At 72.3% G+C, this 21,069-nt stretch carries 21 protein-coding genes; 12 read left to right on the forward strand and 9 right to left on the reverse strand.

What is annotated here, in order from left to right:
- Positions 1-70: 70 nt before the first annotated feature.
- Both ACFY1S_RS20610 and ACFY1S_RS20615 read right to left on the reverse strand, forming a co-directional pair.
- Complete coding sequence (locus ACFY1S_RS20610; RefSeq protein WP_387120342.1) at positions 71-808, reverse strand: ATP-binding protein; 738 nt, start codon at positions 806-808, stop codon at positions 71-73.
- A gap of 59 nt (positions 809-867) precedes the next feature.
- Positions 868-1,866, reverse strand: coding sequence for an SDR family oxidoreductase (locus tag ACFY1S_RS20615; protein ID WP_387120345.1), 999 nt, complete (start codon positions 1,864-1,866; stop codon positions 868-870).
- Positions 1,867-2,076: 210 nt separating this feature from the next.
- Between ACFY1S_RS20615 and ACFY1S_RS20620 the strand changes: the two genes are divergently transcribed.
- The gene (locus ACFY1S_RS20620) at positions 2,077-3,276 is read left to right on the forward strand and encodes a glycosyltransferase (protein WP_387120348.1); all 1,200 of its coding nucleotides are present in this window, start codon (positions 2,077-2,079) and stop codon (positions 3,274-3,276) included.
- A gap of 16 nt (positions 3,277-3,292) precedes the next feature.
- Here the strand turns inward: ACFY1S_RS20620 and ACFY1S_RS20625 are convergent, their stop codons facing one another.
- The 4 genes from ACFY1S_RS20625 to aroA are packed head-to-tail and all read right to left on the reverse strand — an operon-like array spanning position 3,293 to position 7,488.
- Positions 3,293-4,180: a hypothetical protein gene (locus ACFY1S_RS20625; protein WP_387120351.1), complete on the reverse strand. Its 888-nt coding sequence runs from the start codon at positions 4,178-4,180 to the stop codon at positions 3,293-3,295.
- Positions 4,181-4,206: 26 nt separating this feature from the next.
- Positions 4,207-5,025 carry a histidinol-phosphatase gene (gene hisN, locus ACFY1S_RS20630; RefSeq protein ID WP_387120354.1) on the reverse strand — a complete coding sequence of 273 codons (819 nt, stop codon included), beginning with the start codon at positions 5,023-5,025 and terminating at the stop codon, positions 4,207-4,209.
- Positions 5,026-5,053: 28 nt separating this feature from the next.
- Positions 5,054-6,217: a ribosome small subunit-dependent GTPase A gene (rsgA, locus tag ACFY1S_RS20635; RefSeq protein WP_387120357.1), complete on the reverse strand. Its 1,164-nt coding sequence runs from the start codon at positions 6,215-6,217 to the stop codon at positions 5,054-5,056.
- A complete protein-coding gene (gene aroA / locus ACFY1S_RS20640) occupies positions 6,187-7,488 on the reverse strand; it encodes a 3-phosphoshikimate 1-carboxyvinyltransferase (protein WP_387120360.1) in 1,302 nt (433 codons plus the stop codon). Before aroA ends, rsgA begins: the two co-directional genes overlap by 31 nt.
- 103 nt (positions 7,489-7,591) lie before the next feature.
- Between aroA and ACFY1S_RS20645 the strand changes: the two genes are divergently transcribed.
- The 5 genes from ACFY1S_RS20645 (at position 7,592) to rsrA (ending at position 10,901) form a co-directional block, all read left to right on the forward strand.
- On the forward strand, positions 7,592-8,296 hold the full coding sequence (locus ACFY1S_RS20645; protein WP_387120363.1) for an SOS response-associated peptidase: 705 nt from the start codon (positions 7,592-7,594) through the stop codon (positions 8,294-8,296).
- 194 nt (positions 8,297-8,490) lie between these two features.
- On the forward strand, positions 8,491-8,883 hold the full coding sequence (locus ACFY1S_RS20650) for a WhiB family transcriptional regulator (RefSeq protein WP_364374198.1): 393 nt from the start codon (positions 8,491-8,493) through the stop codon (positions 8,881-8,883).
- Positions 8,884-8,935: 52 nt separating this feature from the next.
- Positions 8,936-9,553, forward strand: a complete 618-nt coding sequence (locus tag ACFY1S_RS20655) for an alpha/beta family hydrolase (protein ID WP_364374195.1) — start codon at positions 8,936-8,938, stop codon at positions 9,551-9,553.
- 231 nt (positions 9,554-9,784) lie between these two features.
- Positions 9,785-10,612, forward strand: coding sequence for a sigma-70 family RNA polymerase sigma factor (locus tag ACFY1S_RS20660; RefSeq protein ID WP_357984315.1), 828 nt, complete (start codon positions 9,785-9,787; stop codon positions 10,610-10,612).
- 1 nt (position 10,613) lies between these two features.
- Entirely contained in the window at positions 10,614-10,901 is a 288-nt protein-coding gene (gene rsrA, locus ACFY1S_RS20665) for a mycothiol system anti-sigma-R factor (RefSeq protein ID WP_089019138.1), read from the forward strand.
- 126 nt (positions 10,902-11,027) lie between these two features.
- Here the strand turns inward: rsrA and ACFY1S_RS20670 are convergent, their stop codons facing one another.
- Entirely contained in the window at positions 11,028-11,102 is a 75-nt protein-coding gene (locus ACFY1S_RS20670; RefSeq protein ID WP_369814844.1) for a 50S ribosomal protein bL37, read from the reverse strand.
- Positions 11,103-11,324: 222 nt separating this feature from the next.
- Here ACFY1S_RS20670 and ACFY1S_RS20675 point away from each other — a divergent pair, with 222 nt between their 5' ends.
- Both ACFY1S_RS20675 and ACFY1S_RS20680 read left to right on the forward strand, forming a co-directional pair.
- Complete coding sequence (locus tag ACFY1S_RS20675; RefSeq protein WP_364374320.1) at positions 11,325-11,546, forward strand: biotin/lipoyl-binding carrier protein; 222 nt, start codon at positions 11,325-11,327, stop codon at positions 11,544-11,546.
- Entirely contained in the window at positions 11,543-12,052 is a 510-nt protein-coding gene (locus tag ACFY1S_RS20680) for a GNAT family N-acetyltransferase (protein WP_387120368.1), read from the forward strand. The genes ACFY1S_RS20675 and ACFY1S_RS20680 overlap by 4 nt, the downstream gene beginning before the upstream one ends.
- Positions 12,053-12,065: 13 nt before the next feature.
- Here ACFY1S_RS20680 and ACFY1S_RS20685 read toward each other — a convergent pair whose 3' ends face one another.
- Positions 12,066-12,677 (reverse strand): TetR/AcrR family transcriptional regulator, encoded by a 612-nt coding sequence (locus tag ACFY1S_RS20685; RefSeq protein ID WP_387120371.1) that lies wholly within the window; start codon positions 12,675-12,677, stop codon positions 12,066-12,068.
- 111 nt (positions 12,678-12,788) lie between these two features.
- Here ACFY1S_RS20685 and ACFY1S_RS20690 point away from each other — a divergent pair, with 111 nt between their 5' ends.
- The 3 genes from ACFY1S_RS20690 (at position 12,789) to ACFY1S_RS20700 (ending at position 17,961) form a co-directional block, all read left to right on the forward strand.
- On the forward strand, positions 12,789-14,369 hold the full coding sequence (locus tag ACFY1S_RS20690; RefSeq protein WP_387120374.1) for an MDR family MFS transporter: 1,581 nt from the start codon (positions 12,789-12,791) through the stop codon (positions 14,367-14,369).
- A 369-nt stretch (positions 14,370-14,738) separates the two neighbouring features.
- On the forward strand, positions 14,739-16,934 hold the full coding sequence (locus ACFY1S_RS20695; RefSeq protein WP_387120376.1) for a hypothetical protein: 2,196 nt from the start codon (positions 14,739-14,741) through the stop codon (positions 16,932-16,934).
- Positions 16,935-16,950: 16 nt separating this feature from the next.
- Complete coding sequence (locus ACFY1S_RS20700) at positions 16,951-17,961, forward strand: hypothetical protein (RefSeq protein ID WP_387120378.1); 1,011 nt, start codon at positions 16,951-16,953, stop codon at positions 17,959-17,961.
- Between the two features lie 52 nt (positions 17,962-18,013).
- On the opposite strand, the gene ACFY1S_RS20705 is transcribed toward ACFY1S_RS20700, so the two are convergent.
- Positions 18,014-19,849: a tetratricopeptide repeat protein gene (locus ACFY1S_RS20705; protein WP_387120381.1), complete on the reverse strand. Its 1,836-nt coding sequence runs from the start codon at positions 19,847-19,849 to the stop codon at positions 18,014-18,016.
- A gap of 188 nt (positions 19,850-20,037) precedes the next feature.
- Here ACFY1S_RS20705 and ACFY1S_RS20710 point away from each other — a divergent pair, with 188 nt between their 5' ends.
- Positions 20,038-21,069 carry an SIS domain-containing protein gene (locus ACFY1S_RS20710; protein ID WP_387121076.1) on the forward strand — a complete coding sequence of 344 codons (1,032 nt, stop codon included), beginning with the start codon at positions 20,038-20,040 and terminating at the stop codon, positions 21,067-21,069.

The following is a 21,069-nucleotide window of genomic DNA, read 5'->3' on the forward strand; positions in this document are numbered from 1 at the left end:
TCACTACCCGCTGCCCTCCCGCCGTAACCGGGCCATCCCCGCAGGTACGACTCGGAACCGGGCAGCGGGGTCAGCCGGCCTCGTCGTCCGGGTGCAGCACGCACCAGACGACCTTGCCGTCCGGTACGGGGCTGCTGCCCCACCGGCGGGCCACCGTGTCGATCAGCAGCAGCCCCCGGCCGCCCACCCGGTCCGGCGGGGACAGCCCCGCGAACGTCGGCTGTCGCGGGGAGTGGTCCCGGACCGCCAGGTGCAGGGCGCTGTCGTGCGGCGCCAGCCGCACCGTCATCGCCGTCCGGGCGTGCGCCACCACGTTGTTGACCATCTCGGTGACCGCGATGCACGCCGGGTCGACGAGGGTCGGCATGCCCCAGCGCTCGCACCCGGTGGTGACCATCTCGCGGGCCTCCCGGGCGGCTCCCACAGCCGGAGCCAGGTCGGCGGTGAGCACCGCCGCCATCGGTGCCGCCGCGACCGCCGCCAGCGCGCCGTCCAGGGTGGGCCAGGCCGGGACGCCCGGTGCGGCGTCCGGCTGGTCTGGCCCGGCGACCGTCGGGTCGACAAGCAGCAGGTCCGCGGCCGGCCAGTCGGCGACCTCCCGGCGCACCTCGGCGAAGACGCCCCGCACCGCCGGTTCGGCGACCCGCAGCCCGGTCAGGTCGACCACCACCGGGCCGGGGCGGTCGCTGAGCCGGGTGAGCAGGGCGGCGCGGACCACGTCCGCCGCGCCGGCGTCGAGCACACCCGTCAACCGGACCACAGCCGACGAGTCGTCGATCTCGACGAGGCAACGCGAAGCGGTCGGCATGATCGCCCCATTGTGCGCGCCCGCGACGACTGCCGCATCCGGTCGGTCGACGCCCGACATCAGCGGACCAACCGGGATCGGCGGTTCATGGCCGCCATCGTGCCGACCGCGGTACCCGCGGCGGCGAGGCCGAACGCGGCGGTCATCCGCACCAACTGGCGACGCCGGCCGTGCCAGCCGCCGTCCCGGCGTGCCTCGGCGTCGGCGTCGAACACGTTGCCGCTGCTGTCCATGCGGGCGCCAGGACCGAACTGGGTGCGGTGGGCGTACCAGGCCAGGGTGCGCTCGACCAGGGCTGGCGCGAGCCGCCACTGAAGGCCGATGAGCCGGGCGGCGCCACCCGCGTACGCCTCGCGGCGTGGCCGGCGCAGCAGCCGGACGATCGTCTCGGCGACGACCTCCGGCGGGTAGACCGGCGGGGGTGGCGCGAGTTCGCGGCCTGTGTGGTTGGCCGTGTGCCTGAAGAACGGGGTGTCGAGGGTTGCCGGCAGGACCGTGCAGACGGAGATCTGCCCCCGCCCGGTGACCCGCAGCTCCTGCCGGACCGTGTCGGCGAGCCCTCGGATGCCGTGCTTGGTGGCGTTGTACGCCGACTGGTAGGGCATCGCCACCTCGGCCAGCACCGAGGCGTTGTTGACCAGGACACCGCCGCCGGCCGCCTCCAGGTACGGCAGCGCGGCCTTGATGCCGTGCACGGCACCGAGCAGGTTGACCTCCAGCACCCGGCGGAACTCGGCGACCGGAATCTCGTCGAACAGGCCCACCGCGCTCACCGCGGCGTTGTTCACCCAGGCGTCGATCCGCCCGAACTCGGCAGCCGCCCGGTCCGCCAACTGCCGTACCGACTCCAGGTCGGCCACGTCGGTGGGCACGACAAGGGCCCGGCCGCCCAGCTCCCGGCAGCGGTGCGCCACCTCGCGCAGGGCCGGTTCGCTGCGGGCGGCCAGTACGACGGCGACGCCACGGCGGGCCAGCGCGTACGCGGTGGCCGTGCCGATCCCGCTGGACGCACCGGTGATCACCACTGTCGAATCGTCGAGACTGCGGGTCAGGGGCATTTCTCAGCGGTACCCCCGCCCGGGGCTGCTCATACCACCGGTAGGTGTCTGATCACGGCGTCGGCCGCCATTGTTGTCGTGGCGCAAGCGTCGGCGGCACCTGCGGGGACTGTTCCCGATCTGCCAGGTTTCGACTCCGGGCCCTCGGGTTAATGGGACGCTCTGACCGGGAGGACCACCGCCGAGGAAAAGATCGCAGGGAGGTGACCCATGCGCGTCGGCCTCGTCTGCGCGCACACCAGCTCGTACCGGCACGCCGACGGCCCGCCGGTCGGTACCCAACAGCACATCGCGCGGGTCGCCGCCGAGCTGGCCGGCCGAGGCCACGATGTCCGGATCTACGAGCGTCGGGACGACCCGGAGCTGCCGGCCACCACGGATGTCGACGGCTACCAGGTGCACCGGGTGTCCGCCGGCCCACCCACCCCGTTGCCCACCGCCGAGCTGATCCCGCACGTCACGGCGTTCGGCCGCTGGCTGACCGACGAGTGGGCAGGCGCCTGGCGACCCGAGGTGGTGCACGGGCACTACTGGGTCGGGGGGCTGGCCGCCGCGCACGCCGTGCGGGAGACCGACATCCCGGTGGTACAGACGTTCCACTCACTCGGCGTCGAGCAGCTGCGACACCTGGGCGGCAGGTACGACGGCCCGGGGCAGCGCATCCCGCTGGAGCGGGCACTGACCCGGGCGGTGGACATCGCGGTTGCCCAGTGCAACGACGAGGTGGACGAGCTGACCCGGATGGGCCTGCAACGCAGCCTGGTGGCGATGGTGCCGGCCGGGGTGGACACCCAGCAGTTCCACCCCGACGGTGAGGCCGCGCCGCGCGAGCAACGCTCGCGGATCCTCTCCGTCGGCGGGCTCTCCCCAGGCCACGGGCAGGAGGACCTGATCCGGGCGATGCGGCTGGTCGGCGACGCCGAACTGGTGATCGCCGGCGGGCCACCTGCCGAGGCGTTGGTCAACCACGCGGAGGCGCGTCGGCTGCGGGAGTTGGCCGAGCAGGTCGGGGTGGCCGACCAGGTACGCCTCGTTGGCGCGGTGCCACACGACCAGATGGCCACCTGGTACCGGTCGGCGGACGTGGTGGCCTGCACGCCGCACTACTCCTCGGCGGGCCGGGTGTCGCTGGAGGCGATGGCCTGCGGGGTGCCCGTGGTCGGCTACGCGATGGGCGGCCTGGCGGACGCCGTCGTCGACGAGGTCACCGGTCGGCTGGTGCCCCCCGGCGACGTGCGGACACTCGGGGTCTCGCTGCGCCGGCTGCTGACCGACAACGCCGGCCGGTTCGCGTACGGCCACGCGGCGGTGGACCGGGTCCGCAGCAGCTACACCTGGGACCGGACGGCTGGCGCGTTGGAGCGCCTCTACGAGCGGGTGGTGAGCCGGCGCAAGCCGGTCGAGGCGTGACGCCGGGAGGCGCCGGTCAGACGGGTCGCCCGGCGCCGACCATTGCCGGATCCCGGCGGCGCGGCGCCGCGCGGTGCTGCTGGGGTTGCGCGTACCGGGTCAGCCCGATCACCGCGGTCAGGGTGACCAGGAAACCCACAGCGGCCAGCCACTCCCGTCCGGGCCAGATCTTGTCGTTGAGCAGCAGCAGGCCGACGATCGCCGCCGGTACCGCCCCGGCCGCGTCCATCGCGGCGACAGCCGCGGTCGTCGAGCCCCGCTGCATGGCAAGGCCCAGCAGCAGCTGCCCGACGATCGAGTGGGCGATCAGCAGGTAGAACAGGGGATCGGCGAGGAACGCCTCGGCGGATGGCGCGGAGGCCAGCGGGCGGGCCGCCACCGCCGCCGAGGAGAAGGCCAGCCCGGCCAGCGAACCGAGCGCCACCGACCCGGGCGCCCCGTGCAGCCGGACGGCGAAGACACCGACCACGGCGATGACACCCAGCGCCACCAGCAGCGCCACCGAGCCGGCCGTGCCGAGCTGCTTCGACGGCGCCGGACGGGCGGACAGCACCAGCGCGGTGATCCCTCCGAAGAGCAGGGCCAGCAGCGCCACCTCGGCCACCGGCAACCGCCACTTCAGCACCACCACGCCGAGAATCGCCGTCACCCCGAGCCCGGCGGCCACGCTGGCCTGCACCAGGAACAGGGGCAGATCCCTTCGGGCCAGGAAGGCGAGCACGAAACCGCCGATCTGGCAGCCCAACCCGATCAGGTACGTGCGGTGCCCGGCCAGCCGCAGCAGCAGACCCGGATCGAAGGTGTGGTGGACCGTTGTGCGGGCCGCGGCCACCGACTGGAGCAGGTTGGCGAAGCCGTACGCGACGATCATCGCCGCGAGAAAACACCAGCCGGAGGAGACCACCTGGCGAGGATAGAGGTTGCCGGGGGTCAGCGCTCGGCTGGTCGATGCAGCCGGGTGAGGATGTCGGCGTGCAGCGCACCGTTGGTGGCGACCACGCTGCTTTCCGTGCCCGGCTCGCCGGTCGGCGACTGTCGACCGTGCAGATCCGTGACCGTGCCACCCGCCTCCGTGATGATCGGAACCAGCGCCGCCACATCCCACAGCGACAGTTCGGGCTCGGCCATCACGTCGAGTGCACCCTCGGCCAGCAGCATGTAGCCGTAGAAGTCGCCGTACGCGCGGCTGCGCCAACTGGCCCGCATCAGATCGAGCATCGCGTCGAGCCGCCCGGCGCTCTCCCACCCGGTCAGCGACGAGTAGCAGACGCTGGCGTCCTGGATCCGACGCACCGCCGAGACACCGATCCGCGTGCCGGCGGCCGGCCCCGGACCGGCGTACGCGCCCCCGCCCGCGCTGGCCCACCAGCGTCGGCCCAGCGCCGGCGCGGACACCACACCGACAGCCGGGCGCTCACCGTCGTACAGCGCGATGAGGGTGGCCCAGACCGGCACACCCCTGACGAAGTTCTTCGTCCCGTCGATCGGGTCGACGATCCATCGACGGTCGTCGGGGCCGCTGGCCGGCTGTGCGCCGTACTCTTCGCCGAGCAGCCCGTCGGCCGGCCGGTGCTCGGCAAGCAGGGCGCGGATCTCCCGCTCCACCGCGGTGTCCGCGTCGGAGACGGGAGTCAGGTCGGGCTTCGCCTCCACCCGCAGGTCGAGAGCGCGGAACCGGGCCGTGGAGATGGCGTCCGCCCGGTCGGCGAGCAGGTGGGCGAGGGCGAGGTCGTCGGCGTACCCGGTCATGCCGGCAACCTAGCCGACGCCCGGCGGGTCACTCGTCGGGCCCGCGCCTGTCACCCTCGCCGGGCCCGCGCTGGTCGGTGTCGCCGCGCGCGTCGCCGTCGCCCGCCCGGGAGGCGAGCAAGCGGCGGTACGACGCCAGCCGGCGCGGGTCGGCCTTGCCGGCGGCCACCCAGGCGTCCAGCCCGCAGTCGGTCTCGTCGGCGGTGTGCGGACAGTTCGGTGGGCAGTCGACGGTGCCCTCGACCAGGTCGGGGAAGCCGTGCAGCAGGCTGTCGGCCGAGACGTGCGCCAGCCCGAAGCTGCGGATCCCCGGGGTGTCGATGATCCAGCCCGGGTCGGTGTCGACGCCCGGCACCGGTGGCAGCCGCAGCGCCACCGCGCTTGTGGACGTGTGCCGCCCCCTGCCGATCGCGCTCACCACGCCCACCGCGCGCAGCGCGTCCGGAACGAGGCGGTTGACAAGCGTCGACTTGCCCACCCCGGAGTGCCCGACCATCACCGACACCTTGCCGCTCAGCAGCGCACGGAGCGCGTCCAGGTCCGAGTCCGGGCGGTTGAGCACGTACGGCAGCTCCAGCTCGGTGTAGTAGCCGAGCACCTCCTCCGGCCCGGCCAGGTCGGCCTTGGTGAGGCAGAGCAGCGGCTCGACGTCCGCGTCGTACGCGGCCACCAGGCAACGGTCGATGAACCCGGTACGTGGCGGCGGATCGGCCAACGCGCTCACGATCACCAACTGGTCCGCGTTCGCCACCACCACGCGTTCCAGCCGGCCCTCGGCGGTGGTCTCGTCGTCGTCGGCGGTGCGGCGCAGCACCGAGCGGCGCTCGGCGATCCGGACGATGCGGGCCAGAGCGCCCTCGGCGCCCGACGTGTCCCCGACCAGGCTGACCCGGTCACCCACCACCACCGACTTGCGGCCCAGCTCGCGGGCCCGCATCGCGGTGACAGTGGGCAGGTCGGCGCCGACCACGCCGCGCTCGGCCCCGGACAGCACGCACGTGTAGCGCCCCCGGTCTACAGCGATGACGAACCCGTCCACGGCGTCGGCGTGCTGCGGGCGGGTGCGCGTACGCGGGCGCGACGACTTGCCGGGTCGGACCCGTACGTCGTCCTCGTCGTACTCCCGCCGTCTGGTCGCCAGGACCTGCCCTCTCTCTCGCGTCAGTTCTTGCCGGTCACCATCGCTGACCATAGTGCCGGGAACTCGGGCATGGTCTTGGAGGTGCACCCCACGTCGTCCACCTCGATGCCGGGCACGGCGAGCCCGGCCACCGCTGCGGCGTGTGCCATCCGGTGGTCGTGGTAGGTGTGGAAGATCCCGCCGCGCAGCGGGCGGGGCCGGATCTCCAACCCGTCAGGTGTCTCGGTGATGTCCGCCCCGAGCGCGCCGAACTCGCGCGCGAGCGCGGCGAGCCGATCGGTCTCGTGGCCCCGGATGTGCCCGACGCCTGTGAAGACCGACGGCGAGTCGGCAAGCATGGCCAGCGCGGTCAGCACGAGGGTCAGCTCGCCGACGTCGGACAGGTCGGCGGTCAGGCCGTGCACCACGCCTGTGCCCCGCACGGTCAGCCCGTCGGTGGAGAGGCTGACCTCGCCGCCCATCCGTTGCAGCAGCGAACGGAGCTGCTCGACCGGCTGCATGCCGCCATGCGGCCAGCCCTGGAGGGTCACCTCACCGCCGGTGACCAGGGCGGCGGCGAAGAACGGCACCGCTCCGGAGAGGTCCGGTTCGATCTCCCAGCCGCGCCCGCTGAGCGGGCCGGGCTCGACGGTCCACACGTCGGGGGTGGTGTCGTCGACCGCCGCGCCGGCGGCCCGCAGCATCTGCACGGTCATCCGCAGGTGCGGCGCGGACGGCACCGGCGGCCCGACGTGGCGCACCACGACACCCCTGTCGAAGCGCGGGGCGGCCAGCAGCAGCCCGGAGACGAGTTGGCTGGAGGCGGACGCGTCGATCACCACCTCGCCGCCGGTGATCCGGCCGGTGCCGAGCACGGTCAGCGGGAGGCTGCCGGAGCCGGTGACGTCGATCCGGACGCCCAGCGAGCGCAGGGCGCCGACCAGTGGACCGAGGGGTCGGGTGCGGACGTACGGGTCGCCGTCGAAGGTGACCTGCCCGTCGGCCAGGCCCGCCACCGGCGGCACGAACCGCATCACCGTGCCCGCCAGGCCCACGTCGACGTGCGCGGGGCCGGCCAGCGGGTGCGGTCGGACCAGCCAGCGCTCGTCGTCGCTGATCGAGACGTGCGCCCCCATCGCCCGCAGGCCGGCCGCCATCAACTCGGTGTCGCGGGCGCGCAGCGGCCGGGCCAGCGTCGACGGGCCGGCGGCCAGGGCGCTGAGCACCAGGGCACGGGCGGTCATCGATTTGGAGCCGGGCAGGCGCAGTGTCGCCGCCACCGGGTCGGACGCGGTAGGTGCGGTCCACGGCTGCGGCGGCCGGGTCGCGGTCAGATTCCCCACGGTTACATTCTGCCGCGCAGGCCGGTCGGCGGCGGGAACCGGCTGTCGTACTCCCGGTTGGCGGGACAGCCGACCGGGCGTCCGACGGACTAGCGTGTGTGTCATGTGTGGCAGGTACGCGACGACCCGGAGTTCCGGCGAACTGAGCGCGCTGTTCGAGTCGTCCGACGACACCGACGGCGGGGTCGGGCCGGATCACAACGTCGCGCCGACCGACCCGGTGCCGCTGGTCCGGGTGACCCCGGAGGGGCACCGCAGCCTGTGCGTGGGCCGTTGGGGCTTTCTGCCGCACTGGTCCCGTTCGGCGGCCGGGGCGGCCCGCATGATCAACGCGCGGGCGGAGACGGTGGCCACCAGCCGGGCGTACGCCCGGGCGTTCGCCCGTCGCCGCTGCCTGGTTCCAACCGATGGCTGGTACGAGTGGGTCCGGCTTCCCGACGGCGGCCGGCAGGCGTATTTCATGACCCCCGCCGACGGATCGGTGCTCGCGCTGGCCGGCATCTGGTCGGTCTGGGAGTCCGGCGCGGACAGCCGGCTGACCTTCAGCGTGCTGACGACGGCGGCGCTCGGCGAGTTGGCCGAGGTGCACGACCGGATGCCTGTGCTGCTGCCCGCGGACCGGTGGTCGTCGTGGCTGGAGCCGACGGACGAGCCGGAGCGCCTGCTCGCCCCACCGCCGTCGGACTGGCTGGCCGGTCTGGAGATCCGTCCTGTGGGTCCGGCGGTGGGCGACGTCCGCAATGACGGTCCGCGGTTGACCGCGCGGGTGCCTGTGGGTCCGGCGCCGCAGGAGCTGACTCTGTTCTGACGTTCACGCATCGTCGGGTGCCGATTTGGCAGGGTTGCGCGCTATTCGTCTCCCGGCCGTTCGGTCATGTTCCCGTCAGCCCCTTGTTTCGGCGCGCACAAGTGCGATAGAACACAGCGCCGGTAGTGGGTGTCGATTCGCACGGGGCGGACGACATCCACCGATCTTGCCGGTCCCACGGGGGAGGTGGGTGGATGACACGGGCACGTATGCCCCGCCCGCACGAGGTGGCTGCGGCGCGGCGAGATCCGAGACTGCTGAGAGCCTTGCGGGAGCGGCGACAGGACGACGCGTGGCGCACCAGAGGCACATGTCAGAGCGTCGATCCGGAGACGTTCTTTCCAGCGCCGAACGAGCCGGCGGACGCCGCCGTCGCACTGTGCCGAACATGCGACGTGCAGGGGTCCTGCCTGGCCTGGGCGCTGGAGGTCGGTGACTGCCACGGGGTGTGGGGCGCCACCACGCCCCGGGAACGGCGGGCGATGCTCGTCGCGTGGCGCGGCGAGGTCGAACCCGACCCGGCCGCCGCCGACGAGGCCGGCCCACCGGTACGGGACCGGCTGCTCACCCTGGTCCCGCTGAGCTGACCATCGGCCCGGTCGCCACCCGATCGGCATCGGAGCGGCGCAGAATGGGCCGGTGCCGCTCAGCGACCAGATAGACACCCCGCGCGGTCCGGCGCGGATCGACACCGACCTGCCGGCCCGGCCGGCCGCCGCGTTGCTGGTGCTCGGGCACGGTGCGGGCGGCAGCGTGGATTCGCCCGACCTGCTCGCGGTACGCGACGCGGCGGTCTCGGCCGGCGTGGCGGTGGTCCGGGTGACCCAGCCCTACCGGGTCGCCGGCCGACGCGCGCCGGCCCCCGCCGGCCACCTCGACGAGGCCTGGACGGCGGTGCTCGCCGCCGTCCGCGACAGGTACCCGGACCCGCCGGCACTTGTGGTCGGCGGGCGCTCCAGCGGCGCGCGGGTGGCCTGCCGGACAGCCCACGCGGTGGGGGCGGCCGGTGTCGTCGCGCTGGCGTTTCCGCTGCACCCGCCCGGCCGTCCGGAACGCTCGCGGGCCGCCGAACTGGACACCGGCCTGCCGACGCTCGTGGTCAACGGCGACCGGGACCCGTTCGGGGTGCCGCAGCCGGGGCCGTCGGCGCACGTGGTGACCCGGCCGGGGGAGACGCACGACCTGCGGCGGGATCCGGCCGGCACGGCGGACGTGGTGCGGGACTGGCTGCGCGCCCGGGGCTGGACGGCCGACTGAACCGGCCCGGGCGCTCGGGAGAACCGTGTCCGGTGCCGGGCGCGGGTCGTTGCATCCGATGGTGCCACCGGACCGATTCGGGCGGGAGGTGCCAACCCTCCCAGGCCCTTCCTGGTCCCAGCGCCGGCCGCCCGTCGGGGCCGGGACCAGGAACGGGGAGAGTCGGACGGAATGCCCCACCCGCCGTCCCGCGTTACTACCCCCGGACGACTTTTTCGAGGGGGGTGACCGGTGCCGACCGAGACACGGATCCGGGAACGGGACGAACGGGAGGCCCGGCAGCTCAAGCGGCTGCTGGACGCTCCGGAGTGGCCCGCGACGGTGGAACCGGGCGGGGTGGGAGCGGTGAGCACGGGCACACCAGCCGGAAGTGAATCTGTGGTCACGTCCGTGCGCGTATCCTCGGCGAGAAAGCATCCGACGCGAGGGGATGTGCGGTTGACCACCGAGAAGACGGACGAGCGCAGGGCCCGCTTCGAGCGGGACGCGATGCCATTCGTCGATCAGCTCTACGCTGCTGGGCTGCGAATGACACGCAACCCGGCGGATGCCGAGGATCTGGTCCAGGAGACCTACCTGAAGGCGTACGCCGCCTTCCACCAGTTCGAGCAGGGCACCAACCTGAAGGCCTGGCTCTACCGGATCCTGACCAACACCTACATCAACTCCTACCGCAAGCGGCAGCGCCAGCCCATCCAGGCGCCCACCGAGGAGATCACCGACTGGCAGCTCGCCGAGGCCGAGTCGCACACCTCCAGCGGTCTGCGTTCGGCGGAGACCGAGGCGCTCGACCGGCTGCCGGACAGCGACGTCAAGGAAGCCCTCCAGCAGTTGCCCGAGGAGTTCCGTCTGGCGGTCTACCTGACCGACGTCGAGGGCTTCTCCTACAAGGAGGTGGCGGACATCATGGGTACGCCGATCGGCACCGTGATGTCGCGTCTGCACCGGGGCCGTCGTAATCTGCGGAAGCTGCTCGAGCGCTACGCCTCGGAGCGGGGTTTCAGTGCCGCCCGCTCGTCGAAGGGCTCGACCGCTGCCGCTGCCGGCCGGGAGGTGTGACGTGAGCTGTGGGGAGCCGCACGAGACGGACTGCCGTGAGGTGCTCGCGGAGGTCTACCTCTACCTGGATCTGGAGTGCGCCGACGAGCGGCGGACGCTGATCCGGCACCACCTCGACGAGTGCGGGCCGTGCCTGCGCGAGTACGGGCTGGAGCAGGAGGTCCGCGCGCTTGTCGCCCGTTGCTGCGGCAACGAGACCGCGCCGGACGAGCTGCGCGAGCGGTTGCGGGTCAAGCTCACCGAGCTGGTGGTCTTCGAGACCAGTGACTCCCGTGAGCTGGCCGACTGAGCGTCGCGCCATCCGACTGACGAAAGCCGGTGGCCCGGGTCGATGTCGACCCGGGCCACCGGTGTACCCGGTGTCCGCCGGGTGCGGGGCTGATCGGTGACGGACCGTGCGGCCCGCCGCGCCGACTCAGGAGTTGGGACGCTTGCCGTGGTTCGCGGCGCTCTTCTTACGAGCCTTCTTCTTGCGGGACTTCTTCGCCATGCTGACCTCCTCGTGATGGGTCGGATCCGTCGTGCGCACAACCTCGGCGACCGTGCACCCTCCGGCCGCCCGGCGTCGGGTCCGACCCGCTGATGGTAGTGCGGCCGACGCGCGTCACCTTCCGCAGGGCTGACACCGGCAACCGGCCGCGCCGCTCCCGCACCCGCGTCCCACCGCCGCATGATTGGATACGTCGGCAGGCACATCGCGAAAAGGGAGGGCCTGGACATGGCCGAGGAGATCCGCGCCGAGATGGTGGCGAACGTCTGGAAGGTCGTCGCGACGACCGGTGACACCGTGTCCGAGGGTGACACCCTGGTGATCCTCGAGTCGATGAAGATGGAGATCCCGGTCATCGCCGAGTCCGACGGGGTCGTCCAGCAGCTCGCCGTGAACGAGGGTGACGTCGTGCAGGACGGTGACCTGATCGCGGTGATCGGTTGACCGGCCTGCTGATCCGGCGCGCCGAGCCGGTCGACTTCCCGGCGGTGGCGCGGCTGACAGTTGCCGCGTACGAGGCTGACGGTCAGCTCAAGGGTGAGAACGGGTACGGCGTGGTGCTGGCCGACGTGTCGACCCGGGCCGCCAGCGGCGAGGTGCTTGTCGCGGTGGACGAGGCGACGGGCGCGGTGCTGGGCTCGGTCACGTTCGTGCTGCCGGGCACTCCGTTCGCCGAGCTGTCCGGGCCGGGCGAGGCGGAGTTCCGGATGCTCGCTGTCGACCCGGCCGCGCAGGGGCGTGGCGTCGGCGTGGCGCTGGTCCGGGCGTGCGTGGACCGCGCGACCGGGTTGGGCTGTGCGGCAGTGGTGATCTGTGTCCGGGCCGGGATGGCCGTCTCGGCGCACCGGATCTACGAGCGGCTCGGCTTCGTCAGGTCGCCGGAGAAGGACTGGTCGCCGGTGGAGGGCGTGGACCTGCTCGGCCTGCGGTTGGAGCTGCCCCGCGGCTGACCGGCCCGGCCGGTCAGCTGGGCGTGCCGCCCGAGCTGGCGGTGGCCGCCGTCTCGTCGGGCGCCCCGCCGATCGCGGCCAGCAGCTCGTCGGCCACCTCCAACGCGAGCCGGCGGCGGTCCGCGTCGGTCAGGTCCGGCGCGCGTACGGCGAACCAGCTGGTGTGCACGGCGAAGAGCGACAGGGCGGCGCGCAGTTGCGCGGCGGGGGAGTCGTCGCCCCGGCAGAGCGCGTTGGCGAGCTGCATCAGCCGGCCGCGCATCTGCTGGCCGGAGGAGAGGCTCTTGAGCACTGTCTGGTTCTGCTCGAAGAAGCGCATCACCGACGGCATGTCGCCGCCGAACATCGTGTCGGCGTAGCGGGAGATCAGCACACGTCGGGTGGTCAGGGTGGGCGGCTGCGTCTCGGCCCAGGAGTTCAGCTCGTCCATCTGCTTCAGCCGGTCCTCGACGAAGCTGGCGACGATGTCGTCCTTGCTCTTGAAGTGGTAGTAGAGGGCGGCCTTGGTGACGTTGAGCCGCTCGGCGATCTCCCGGAGCGAGGTCTTCTCGTACCCCTGCTCGGTGAAGAGTTCGAGCGCGACGGCCTTGATCCGCTCGCGCGTCCCGCCTGTGCTCTCGCTCACCCACGCCCTCCAATTGGGTTGACCGGTCTTGCTCGTCAACTTACCGTGCGGCTAGTAAGGTGACTAGCCGGGCGGCAAGTAAGTGCGGCAACTCTCGGGGGGAGCTTACCCATGACTCAGGCAACCCAGGCCGGCGCACGACCCAACGTACGGGTCGTGCTGTTCGGTCTGATGATCGCGATGATGCTCGCGATGCTCGACAACATGATCGTCAGCACCGCGCTGCCGCGGATCGTCGGCGAGTTCGGCGGCCTCGACCACTTCACCTGGGTCGTCACCGCGTACGTCCTGGGCACCACCGTCTCCACCCCGATCTGGGGCAAGCTCGGTGACCTCTACGGCCGCAAGTCGGTCTTCCTGACCTCGGTGGTCGTCTTCCTCGTCGGCTCGGCCCTCTGCGGCATGGCCGGCTCTGGCATGTTCGGCGGCCCGCAGGACGGCATGGTCCAGCTCATCGCGTTCCGGGCCGTGCAGGGCCTGGGCGCCGGCGGCCTCATGGTCGGCGTGATGGCGATCATCGGTGACCTGGTCCCGCCCCGCGAGCGTGGGCGCTACCAGGGCATGATCGCCGGCATCATGGCCATCGCCATGGTGGCCGGCCCGCTGGTCGGCGGCTTCATCACCGACCACCTCTCCTGGCGCTGGGCGTTCTACGTGAACCTGCCGCTCGGCGGCGTCGCGCTGCTCGTGCTGATCACCACGATGCACCTGCCGAAGTACCGCACCGAGCACCGGATCGACTGGCTCGGCGCCGGGCTGCTCTCGGTCGGCATCACCGCGATCGTGCTGATCACCACCTGGGGCGGCAACCAGTACGACTGGACCTCACCGCAGATCCTCGGTCTGGCCGTGCTGGCCGCGCTCGCCCTCGTGGCGTTCGGCCTGGTCGAGCGCCGGGTCCCGGAACCGATCCTGCCGCTGGGGCTGTTCGCCAACCGCAACTTCGCGCTGATCTCGGTGATCGGCTTCCTGCTCGGCTTCGCGATGTTCGGAGCGATGAACTTCCTGCCGCTCTACCAGCAGACCGTGCAGGGGGCGTCGGCGACGAACAGCGGTCTGCTGCTCCTGCCGCTGATGTTCGGCATGCTCGTCGTCTCGCTGGTCATCGGCCGGGCGATCACGAAGAACGGCAGGTACCGGGCGTACCCGATCATCGGCGGCGTGGTGATGACCGCGGGCATGGCGCTGCTGACCCAGCTCGACCTGGGCACCAGCAAGCTGCAGTCCTCGCTCTACATGGTCGTGCTCGGCGTCGGCATGGGCTTCCTCATGCAGACCTCGATGCTCATCGCGCAGAACAGCGTGGAGCAGAAGGACCTGGGTGCCGCCAGCGGCGCGGCCACCTTCTTCCGGTCGATCGGCGGTTCGTTCGGCATCTCGCTGTTCGGCGCGATCTTCGCCAACCGGCTGGCCAGCTCCAGCGCGGGCGGCGCGCTCGGTGGGAAGTCCGGCGCCGAGATGGACCTGGAGATGCTCAAGGATCTGCCCGCCCAGGCGCGGGAGCTGGTGCTCGGTGGGCTCGCCGACGCCATCTCGCACGTCTTCCTCTGGGCGGTGCTGTTCACCATCGCCATCCCGGTGCTCGCCTGGTTCATCAAGGAGATCCCACTGCGGACGGCGAACGAGGCCCCACCGCAGGCCTCCCCGGAGGAGGAGGCCGAGGTGGCCCTCGGCAAGGCCCCGGTGGCCTGACCCAGGGGTGTCGCCGCGCCGCGTCGGGCCAGTCCCGGCGCGGCGTCCTCTGTTCCCCCCCCCCCGCCCCTACCGTTGCCGTCACCCCGTGGGCGGCGGGTGCCGCGACTGTCCGTCGCCCGGCCGGCTCCTCGCCGTCTCGCTCGGATGGCTGTTCCGGCGGCCTCCCGGGTGACGTAGGCCTCGACGAACCAACCCATGCCCGGGCGCAGCCACGATTGACGCCGGCTGATGCTTAGCGCAGGCTGGCGGGGGCACACGACATCGATCCTCGTTACTGCACTTTCCGTCACCATGCTCCACAACGGAGGGACGGGAGTGTCTATGCGCATCCATGCACGATTACGACGAAGGAGTCTGGCGGCGGCGGTGGCGACGGCCATCGTCGCGCAGCTGGCGATCTTCGGCGGTGAAGCGACGGCGAGCGACACGCCGCTCTGGCAGGTGGAGGTCGCGAAGATCCCTACCGCTGAGTACACGAGGGACGCCCGGCTGTACATCACCGAGGCCACCGAGGCGTTGCGCCCGTACGTCGGTGGCGGGCTCGGGGACAGCCGGATCGGCCCGGTGCTGGCGGATGTCGGCAACCGCTACTTCGACGGTGCCCGGCTCGACAGCGACGCCAACGGCGAGGTCGCGTTCGACAACCTCCAGCACCTGGAGTCGTTCCTCAAGAGCCGGATGACCGGCGCCAGCCCGCCGAACGGGCAGGCGGAGCAAGCGCACATTCGTGCGCTGGTGGAGACGCTCACCGGCGTACGGCTGCTCGCCGACGCGGCGATCCAGGACGCCGAGGCGACCATCGGCCCGTTCCGGGCCAGCCCGCCACCCGCGCCCGCCCCAGCGGGGCTGACTGAGGCGTTCGCGGACCTGGCGGCGGCGAAGGTCGACCTGGCCAAGGCCGACGACATGCTCTACAAGGCCAACCCGGAACCCGCGACGATCCGGGCCGGCAGCGCCTGGCGCAACGGCTTCCACGTGCTGACCCGGCTGGGCATCACCTACGAGGGCGACCACGACAACGACGGTGTCGTGGACGTGGTGGAGCTGCGGTTCGGTGCCAGCCCGCTGCTGGTCGACTCCGACAGTGACGGTCTGACCGACAAGTTCGAGATCACCGAGCTCGCCGGTTGGACCATGCCGAACGCGGTCGACACCGACAAGGATTCGATCGCCGACGGCGCCGAGGACATCGACAACGACGGCCTCTCCAACCTCCAGGAGCAGGATCTCGGCACCTCACCCACCAACCCCGACACCGACGGCGACGGCGTCAACGACGGCACCGAGGTGGCGCGGGGCAGCAACCCGCTGGTCGCCGACCAGCCGCGTGCCCCGCCGGCCCCCGGCGCGGTGCCACCGATTGTCCCGGCGCCGAACCTCAGCGACACCGATGGCGATGGCCTCATCGACATCGCGGAGGACGAGGTTCTCACCGACAAGAACAACGTGGACAGCGACGGCGACGGCCTGTCCGATGGCACGGAGGTCAACGACTGGGGCATCAACGCTCTCGGTCAGGATTCCGACGGCGATGGGCTGCGTGACGACTACGAGGTCGCCAACGCCGAGTCCCAGGGCCTGGACCCTGGCCGCCCGGACGAGCAGATCAGCAAATGGACGTACGTCTCTGATTTCGCGCTGGGCCTGGTCGCGGGCGAGTTCGCGATGCGGGACTCGATGGCGTGGCTGGCGGGCAACGTCTGCTCCGGGGCCCTGAGCCTCATCCCGGTCGTCGGCTGGATCGTCGGCGCGGTCACCGATATCCGGGACGCCGTGGCCGCCGCGATCCGCGGCGACTGGGTTAGTGCCGGGTTCAGCGTCGTCGGCCTGATCCCGTACGCGGGCGACGCTGTCGCGATCCCGGCCAAGGTCGCCAAGTTCGCGCTCCGGTACCTGCACCGGATGGACGGCGTGGTCCGGTTCGTCACCCGCTACGACAAGCTCTCCGACGCGGTCAAGGACCTGGCTCTCGAGCTGATCCTCGGCGAAACCTACAACTACCTTCAGAGCGGCGACACCACCTTCAACTTCACCGCGTTGGCTGGCCGCTCACGCTTCAGTGATGCCGACATCCGCCAGCTGTCCCGCGGCGACCGCACCAAGTGGAAGTCGATCGAGGAAGCGATGAAGCTGCCCAACCACAAGCCGGGCGTGGCGGTCCCGCCCCAGTGGAACTTCACCGCTGGCGAGGAATACCTGAAGACGCTCCTGAGCAACTGCAAGCCACAGCACCAGGTGAACACGCCCGGTTACCCGCGGGCGGGGTCCAAGTGGCGCAAGGCCGACTGCGCGGAGGAGGACGCCGCCGACGGCTCGCTGACGTTGCACGAGGTCAAGACCGGTGTTCCCACCTGGACCGAGAGCCTGATCGACGAGTGCCTCAAGGACGCCTGGATCACCACTGACGAGGGCAGGAAGGTCCACGGCCAGGACGTCAAGAGGGTACATTGGCACTTCTTCGCGAGCGCCTCATACAACAGCATCGGTATCCACCCGCCACTGTTGGAGTGCTTGAAGAACAACAACATCGATTTCACGATCCACGCACCCAGCGAGGCGTAGTGCAGTGAGTCTGGAGATGGGCGTTGTCCCGTCCGGGGTCGAGCTGAGCAGGGGGACGGTGGTCTCCCTGCTCAGCAGGCTGCTGGGCGACGATCCGGAGCTACACCAGGGCGTTGCCGCCGGGAAGTACGCCGAACTGGTCCGGGACGGCGAGCGAATCAGCATGCAATGGTTCGTCCACCCGGGCGAGACCGGCGTGCGGGAGTTGGTGGTCTCGATCTGGGACGCCCACCCGCTCGGGCCGGCCGCAGGACTCCGAGCTGCGGTGACCCCGGTCGTCGAGGTGCTGCAGGAACTGGCGCAGGCGACCCGCGGTCGCTTCGTCGTCGAGGAGGGTGACGTCACGGGCGCGCCGCTCCGCCAGGTGCTCGACCTGATCTCCCCCGACGAGGACGGCCGAACGCCCACCGGGATGGTCCTCGGGAGCATCGCCGAGTCCGCCGAGGACTACCTGCGGCGCTACCTCGCCGCCGGGGATCAGCGGCTCGCCTGGCTGCACGCCGAGGCCACCAGGACCGGTGGCCCGCAGAGGCTCGACTTCTCCCGGGAGAGCCTGGCCCCGCTCTGGGGCTGGGCCATCGGCCGGCTCGAATCGCGCCCAGCCGACGCTCCCCGGGAGAAGGTCGTACTGGAGGACGGGAGTGTCTTCCAGCGCCCGACGGACGCTGTCCTGCCGATGTGGTACGGGCGCAGCCCGCTCCTCGCGCCGCACATCTGGTCGGACGAGTCCCTCGCGCTGATTGACGCGGTCTCGTTCTACGCGGTGGAGTGTGTGCGCCACGCCGTACCCGGGTTGAGCTGGCAAATCGGGCGCGGAGAAACCCGGGGATACCTGTACGAAGGTCAGGCGGTGCTGGCCGGGCCGGGCCGCGACCTGGAGCCGGTCACCGCGCTGAAGCCGCTTCTCGGGAAGGTCTACTACCTGCGCAACCCCGACCCGGGGAACCCGCGCGTCCCGCCCGCTGCCGAGGACCTGCGGGACTGGTTCGACGCCGCCGTGGCAGAGCGCCGGACGGGCGGCCGATGACCGCGTAGGGCCGGCCGGCGGTGCGAGGGCCAGCCCCGGGCACGCCCGGTGCTCAGGGGCGGCGGAGGGGTCGGGTGAGGCGACGCCAGAGGCGGTGCAGCGGGTTGCGCGGGCGGGGAACGCCGGTCCCGGCGCGGAGCAGACCGGCGGCGAGGGCGGTCGTCCCCCCGTCGAGCGTCGGGGTGGCCAGGGCCAGGTGGGCCAGCGAGGTGGCGATCGGCACCGGGCGGACCCGGGCCACCGCCACCACGTCGGCCAGCCGTTCAGCCACCACGCGTGCCACGTCCGGCCGTACCTGCGGATCCACCCAGGCGGCGGTGACCAGGGCGAACAGCGCCGCCTCCGTGATCCAGTCCTCCACGCCCCAGACCAGGTCCACCAGCACCCGGCGTCGCGTCGAGGTGTCCCACGGCTCGTCGGTGCGGTGGTGCAGCAGGCCCAGGCACGCCCACACCTGCACGCCGCGTACCCAGACCGACGGGTCGTGCGCGGCCAGCAGCCGGCCCACCGCGTTGGCGGGCGCCGCCGGCGGGTGCACCAGCAGGCCGAGCAGATCGGCCGCGTCGAGGCCGGCCAGGCCGACCGCCGCGTCGTACGCAGCCGGGGGATGCGGCCACGCCGGGTGAGCGACCTGCCCGATCCGCTCGACCGCCGCCGCCGAGGGCTCCGGCAGCGCGGGCGTCGGGACGCTGTCCGCGTAGTCCCACAACCGCTGGGCGGACGCCCGGCGGGGTTCGCGCGGGTCCGGCTCCGGCGTGCCGGTGATCTCGATCCGTAGCCCGGGCGCCGTCGACGTGACAGTCCGCACGGCGCTCGGCGGCGCGGCCGCCGCCAACCGGACCGCGCTGCCCATGCCGTTGTCGTCGTCGGCCACCGCCCGGCGCATCGCGTCGATGAGCGGGCCACCGGCGGGCGTGAGCTGCCCGAGCCAGGGCCGGCCCCGACAGCACTGGGCCAGGTCGCCGTGCTCGTGGCTGTCGTCCGGGTGGTCCCTGACGAAGTCGGCGAGCGCGACGAGGTGGGCCAGGTCGCCGTCGCGCTGATGCCGCAGGCGGTGGGCGGTGTGCACCGCGCAGTCGAACGACGGGTCCTTGGCCAGTGCCCGCTCGGTCCACTCCAACGCCTCGTCGAGCCGGCCGGTCTCGGCGAGGGTGCCGGCGATGTCCGCGTAGACGGCGAGGTCGTCGGGGTCGAGCGCGACGGCCCGGTTGAGGGCCGCGAGGGCGTCGCGGGTCCGGCCCGCGCTGCGGTACGCGTACCCGAGCCAGACCTCGCCCATCTTCGACGGTTGCGTGCGTACGCCCCGGGCGGCCCACCGGATCGCCAGCGCGACCTCGCCGAGGCGCCGGGCCAGCGCGGACGCCGCGCCCAGCAGCAGGCCGTGGTCGGGGCGGACGGTGACCGCGTTGCGGGCAAGCGTGAGGTACGGCGCCAGGGCCGCCCGACCGATCCGGGGCACCGGGTCGGGCAGCGCGGAGCAGACCTGCATGAGGATCCGGGCGGTGTGCTCCGGGTCGAGCCGCTCGGCGAGTTCGGGTGTGGTCACCCAGGGAACGGCGGCCCACTCGGTGCCGGGGGCGTACCCGGTCGCGGCGGCCAGCAGTTCGAGCCCCTCGGCGGGACGGCCGGTGGCAGCCAGCAGGTGGGCGCGGGCGACGACCGCGCCGACGAAGGTGTGGTGGTTGATCGGGAAGAGGTCGAGCCCGCCTCCGCTGGTGGCGGCCAGGCGGGCGAGCGTCTCGTGCACCTCCGGCAGGGTGGGTGCGCGGGCCAGCGCGCCGGCGAGGTGGCCGGCGGCGTGGTGCAGGTCGCCCTCGTCCAGCGCCAGCCGGGCAAGGGCCAGCTCCTCCGTCGCGGAGAGCGCGGGGTCGTCCCTTCCCTCGGGCACGGTGTCCTCTCGTCGCAGGTGCAGCTGACAGAGCGGGCCAACTGTAGTTGATATTGGGATGATTAGGTGATCAACTGCGCACTACTGCTCGTTCGATTGCTCGGTTGCCTTGAAAGGTGCAAGACTGAGCAGGAAACGCGCGGCAACCGCGCAGGAGGGGAGTGTCAGTGACACGTGCAGGGGCCGGGATGGCCGCCGACATCGATGAGCAGCCGGCCGGCTACGAGCGTCTGCTGTCCGCCGCCAACGCCGGGGAGATCGCCCGGGTCGCGGCAGCAGTTGCCGAACGCCGCCCGCGGCACGTGGTCTTCACCGCTCGCGGCACCTCCGACCACGCCGCCCTCTACGGGGCGTACCTCACCGAGATCCGGCTCGGCCTGCCCGCCGGGCTCGCCTCGCCCAGCGTCGTCACCCTCTACGGCGCCCGCCCCGACCTGTCCGACGCGCTTGTCGTAGGCGTCAGCCAGAGTGGCGGCTCACCCGACCTGGCCGAGGTGCTGCGCGCCGCCCGGGCCTCCGGCGCGCTGACCCTCGCGGTGACCAACGCCCCGGACTCGCCGCTGGCCGACGTGGCCGAACTGAGCATCGACATCGCCGCCGGCCACGAACGGGCGGTGGCCGCCACCAAGACGTACACCGCCGAACTGCTCGCCCTGCTGATGCTGGTCGAGGGCGTCCGGGCCGGCGACGGCGTACTCCCGGCCGCCGAACGGGAGGCGCTCGCCGCGCTACCCGACCTGGCCGCCCGCACCCTGGCCGACGACACCCCGGCCCGGCTCGCGCCGCGCTACCGCTTCGCCCGGCAACTGGTCACCACCGGCCGGGGGTACGCGTACCCGACCGCCCGGGAGGCGGCGCTGAAGCTGATGGAGACGTCGTACCTGCCGGCGCTCGCCTTCTCCGGCGCCGACCTGCTGCACGGGCCGCTGGCCATGACCGACCCGGAGGTGCCGGTGCTCGCCGTGGTCGGCTCCGGCCCCGGTGGCCGGTCGATGGGGGAGGTGCTGCCCCGCCTCGGCGAACGCCGCGCCGACGTGGTGGTGGTGGGCTCCGCAGACGTTTCGGGCGCGACCCGGCTCGCCGTTCCCGAGGTCGACGAACGGTACGCCCCGCTGCTGGACATCCTGCCGTTGCAGCGCCTCGCGCTGGCGCTGGCGCTCACCAGGGGCGAGGATCCGGACGCGCCGCGCGGCCTGAAGAAGGTCACCGCGACGATGTGA

This window comes from Micromonospora sp. NPDC000663 (assembly GCF_042898105.1).
GTDB lineage: Bacteria > Actinomycetota > Actinomycetes > Mycobacteriales > Micromonosporaceae > Micromonospora.

What these genes read in the sequence shown, in the direction of transcription:
- ACFY1S_RS20650 (WP_364374198.1), top strand. Translation starts at nt 8,491, where the DNA reads ATGACACGGGCACGTATGCCCCGCCCGCACGAGGTGGCTGCGGCGCGG.
- hisN (WP_387120354.1), bottom strand. Translation starts at nt 5,025, where the DNA reads ATGACCGGGTACGCCGACGACCTCGCCCTCGCCCACCTGCTCGCCGAC.
- rsgA (WP_387120357.1), bottom strand. Translation starts at nt 6,217, where the DNA reads ATGGTCAGCGATGGTGACCGGCAAGAACTGACGCGAGAGAGAGGGCAG.
- ACFY1S_RS20620 (WP_387120348.1), top strand. Translation starts at nt 2,077, where the DNA reads ATGCGCGTCGGCCTCGTCTGCGCGCACACCAGCTCGTACCGGCACGCC.
- ACFY1S_RS20690 (WP_387120374.1), top strand. Translation starts at nt 12,789, where the DNA reads ATGACTCAGGCAACCCAGGCCGGCGCACGACCCAACGTACGGGTCGTG.
- ACFY1S_RS20645 (WP_387120363.1), top strand. Translation starts at nt 7,592, where the DNA reads ATGTGTGGCAGGTACGCGACGACCCGGAGTTCCGGCGAACTGAGCGCG.
- ACFY1S_RS20610 (WP_387120342.1), bottom strand. Translation starts at nt 808, where the DNA reads ATGCCGACCGCTTCGCGTTGCCTCGTCGAGATCGACGACTCGTCGGCT.
- ACFY1S_RS20700 (WP_387120378.1), top strand. Translation starts at nt 16,951, where the DNA reads ATGGGCGTTGTCCCGTCCGGGGTCGAGCTGAGCAGGGGGACGGTGGTC.
- ACFY1S_RS20615 (WP_387120345.1), bottom strand. Translation starts at nt 1,866, where the DNA reads ATGCCCCTGACCCGCAGTCTCGACGATTCGACAGTGGTGATCACCGGT.
- ACFY1S_RS20710 (WP_387121076.1), top strand. Translation starts at nt 20,038, where the DNA reads ATGGCCGCCGACATCGATGAGCAGCCGGCCGGCTACGAGCGTCTGCTG.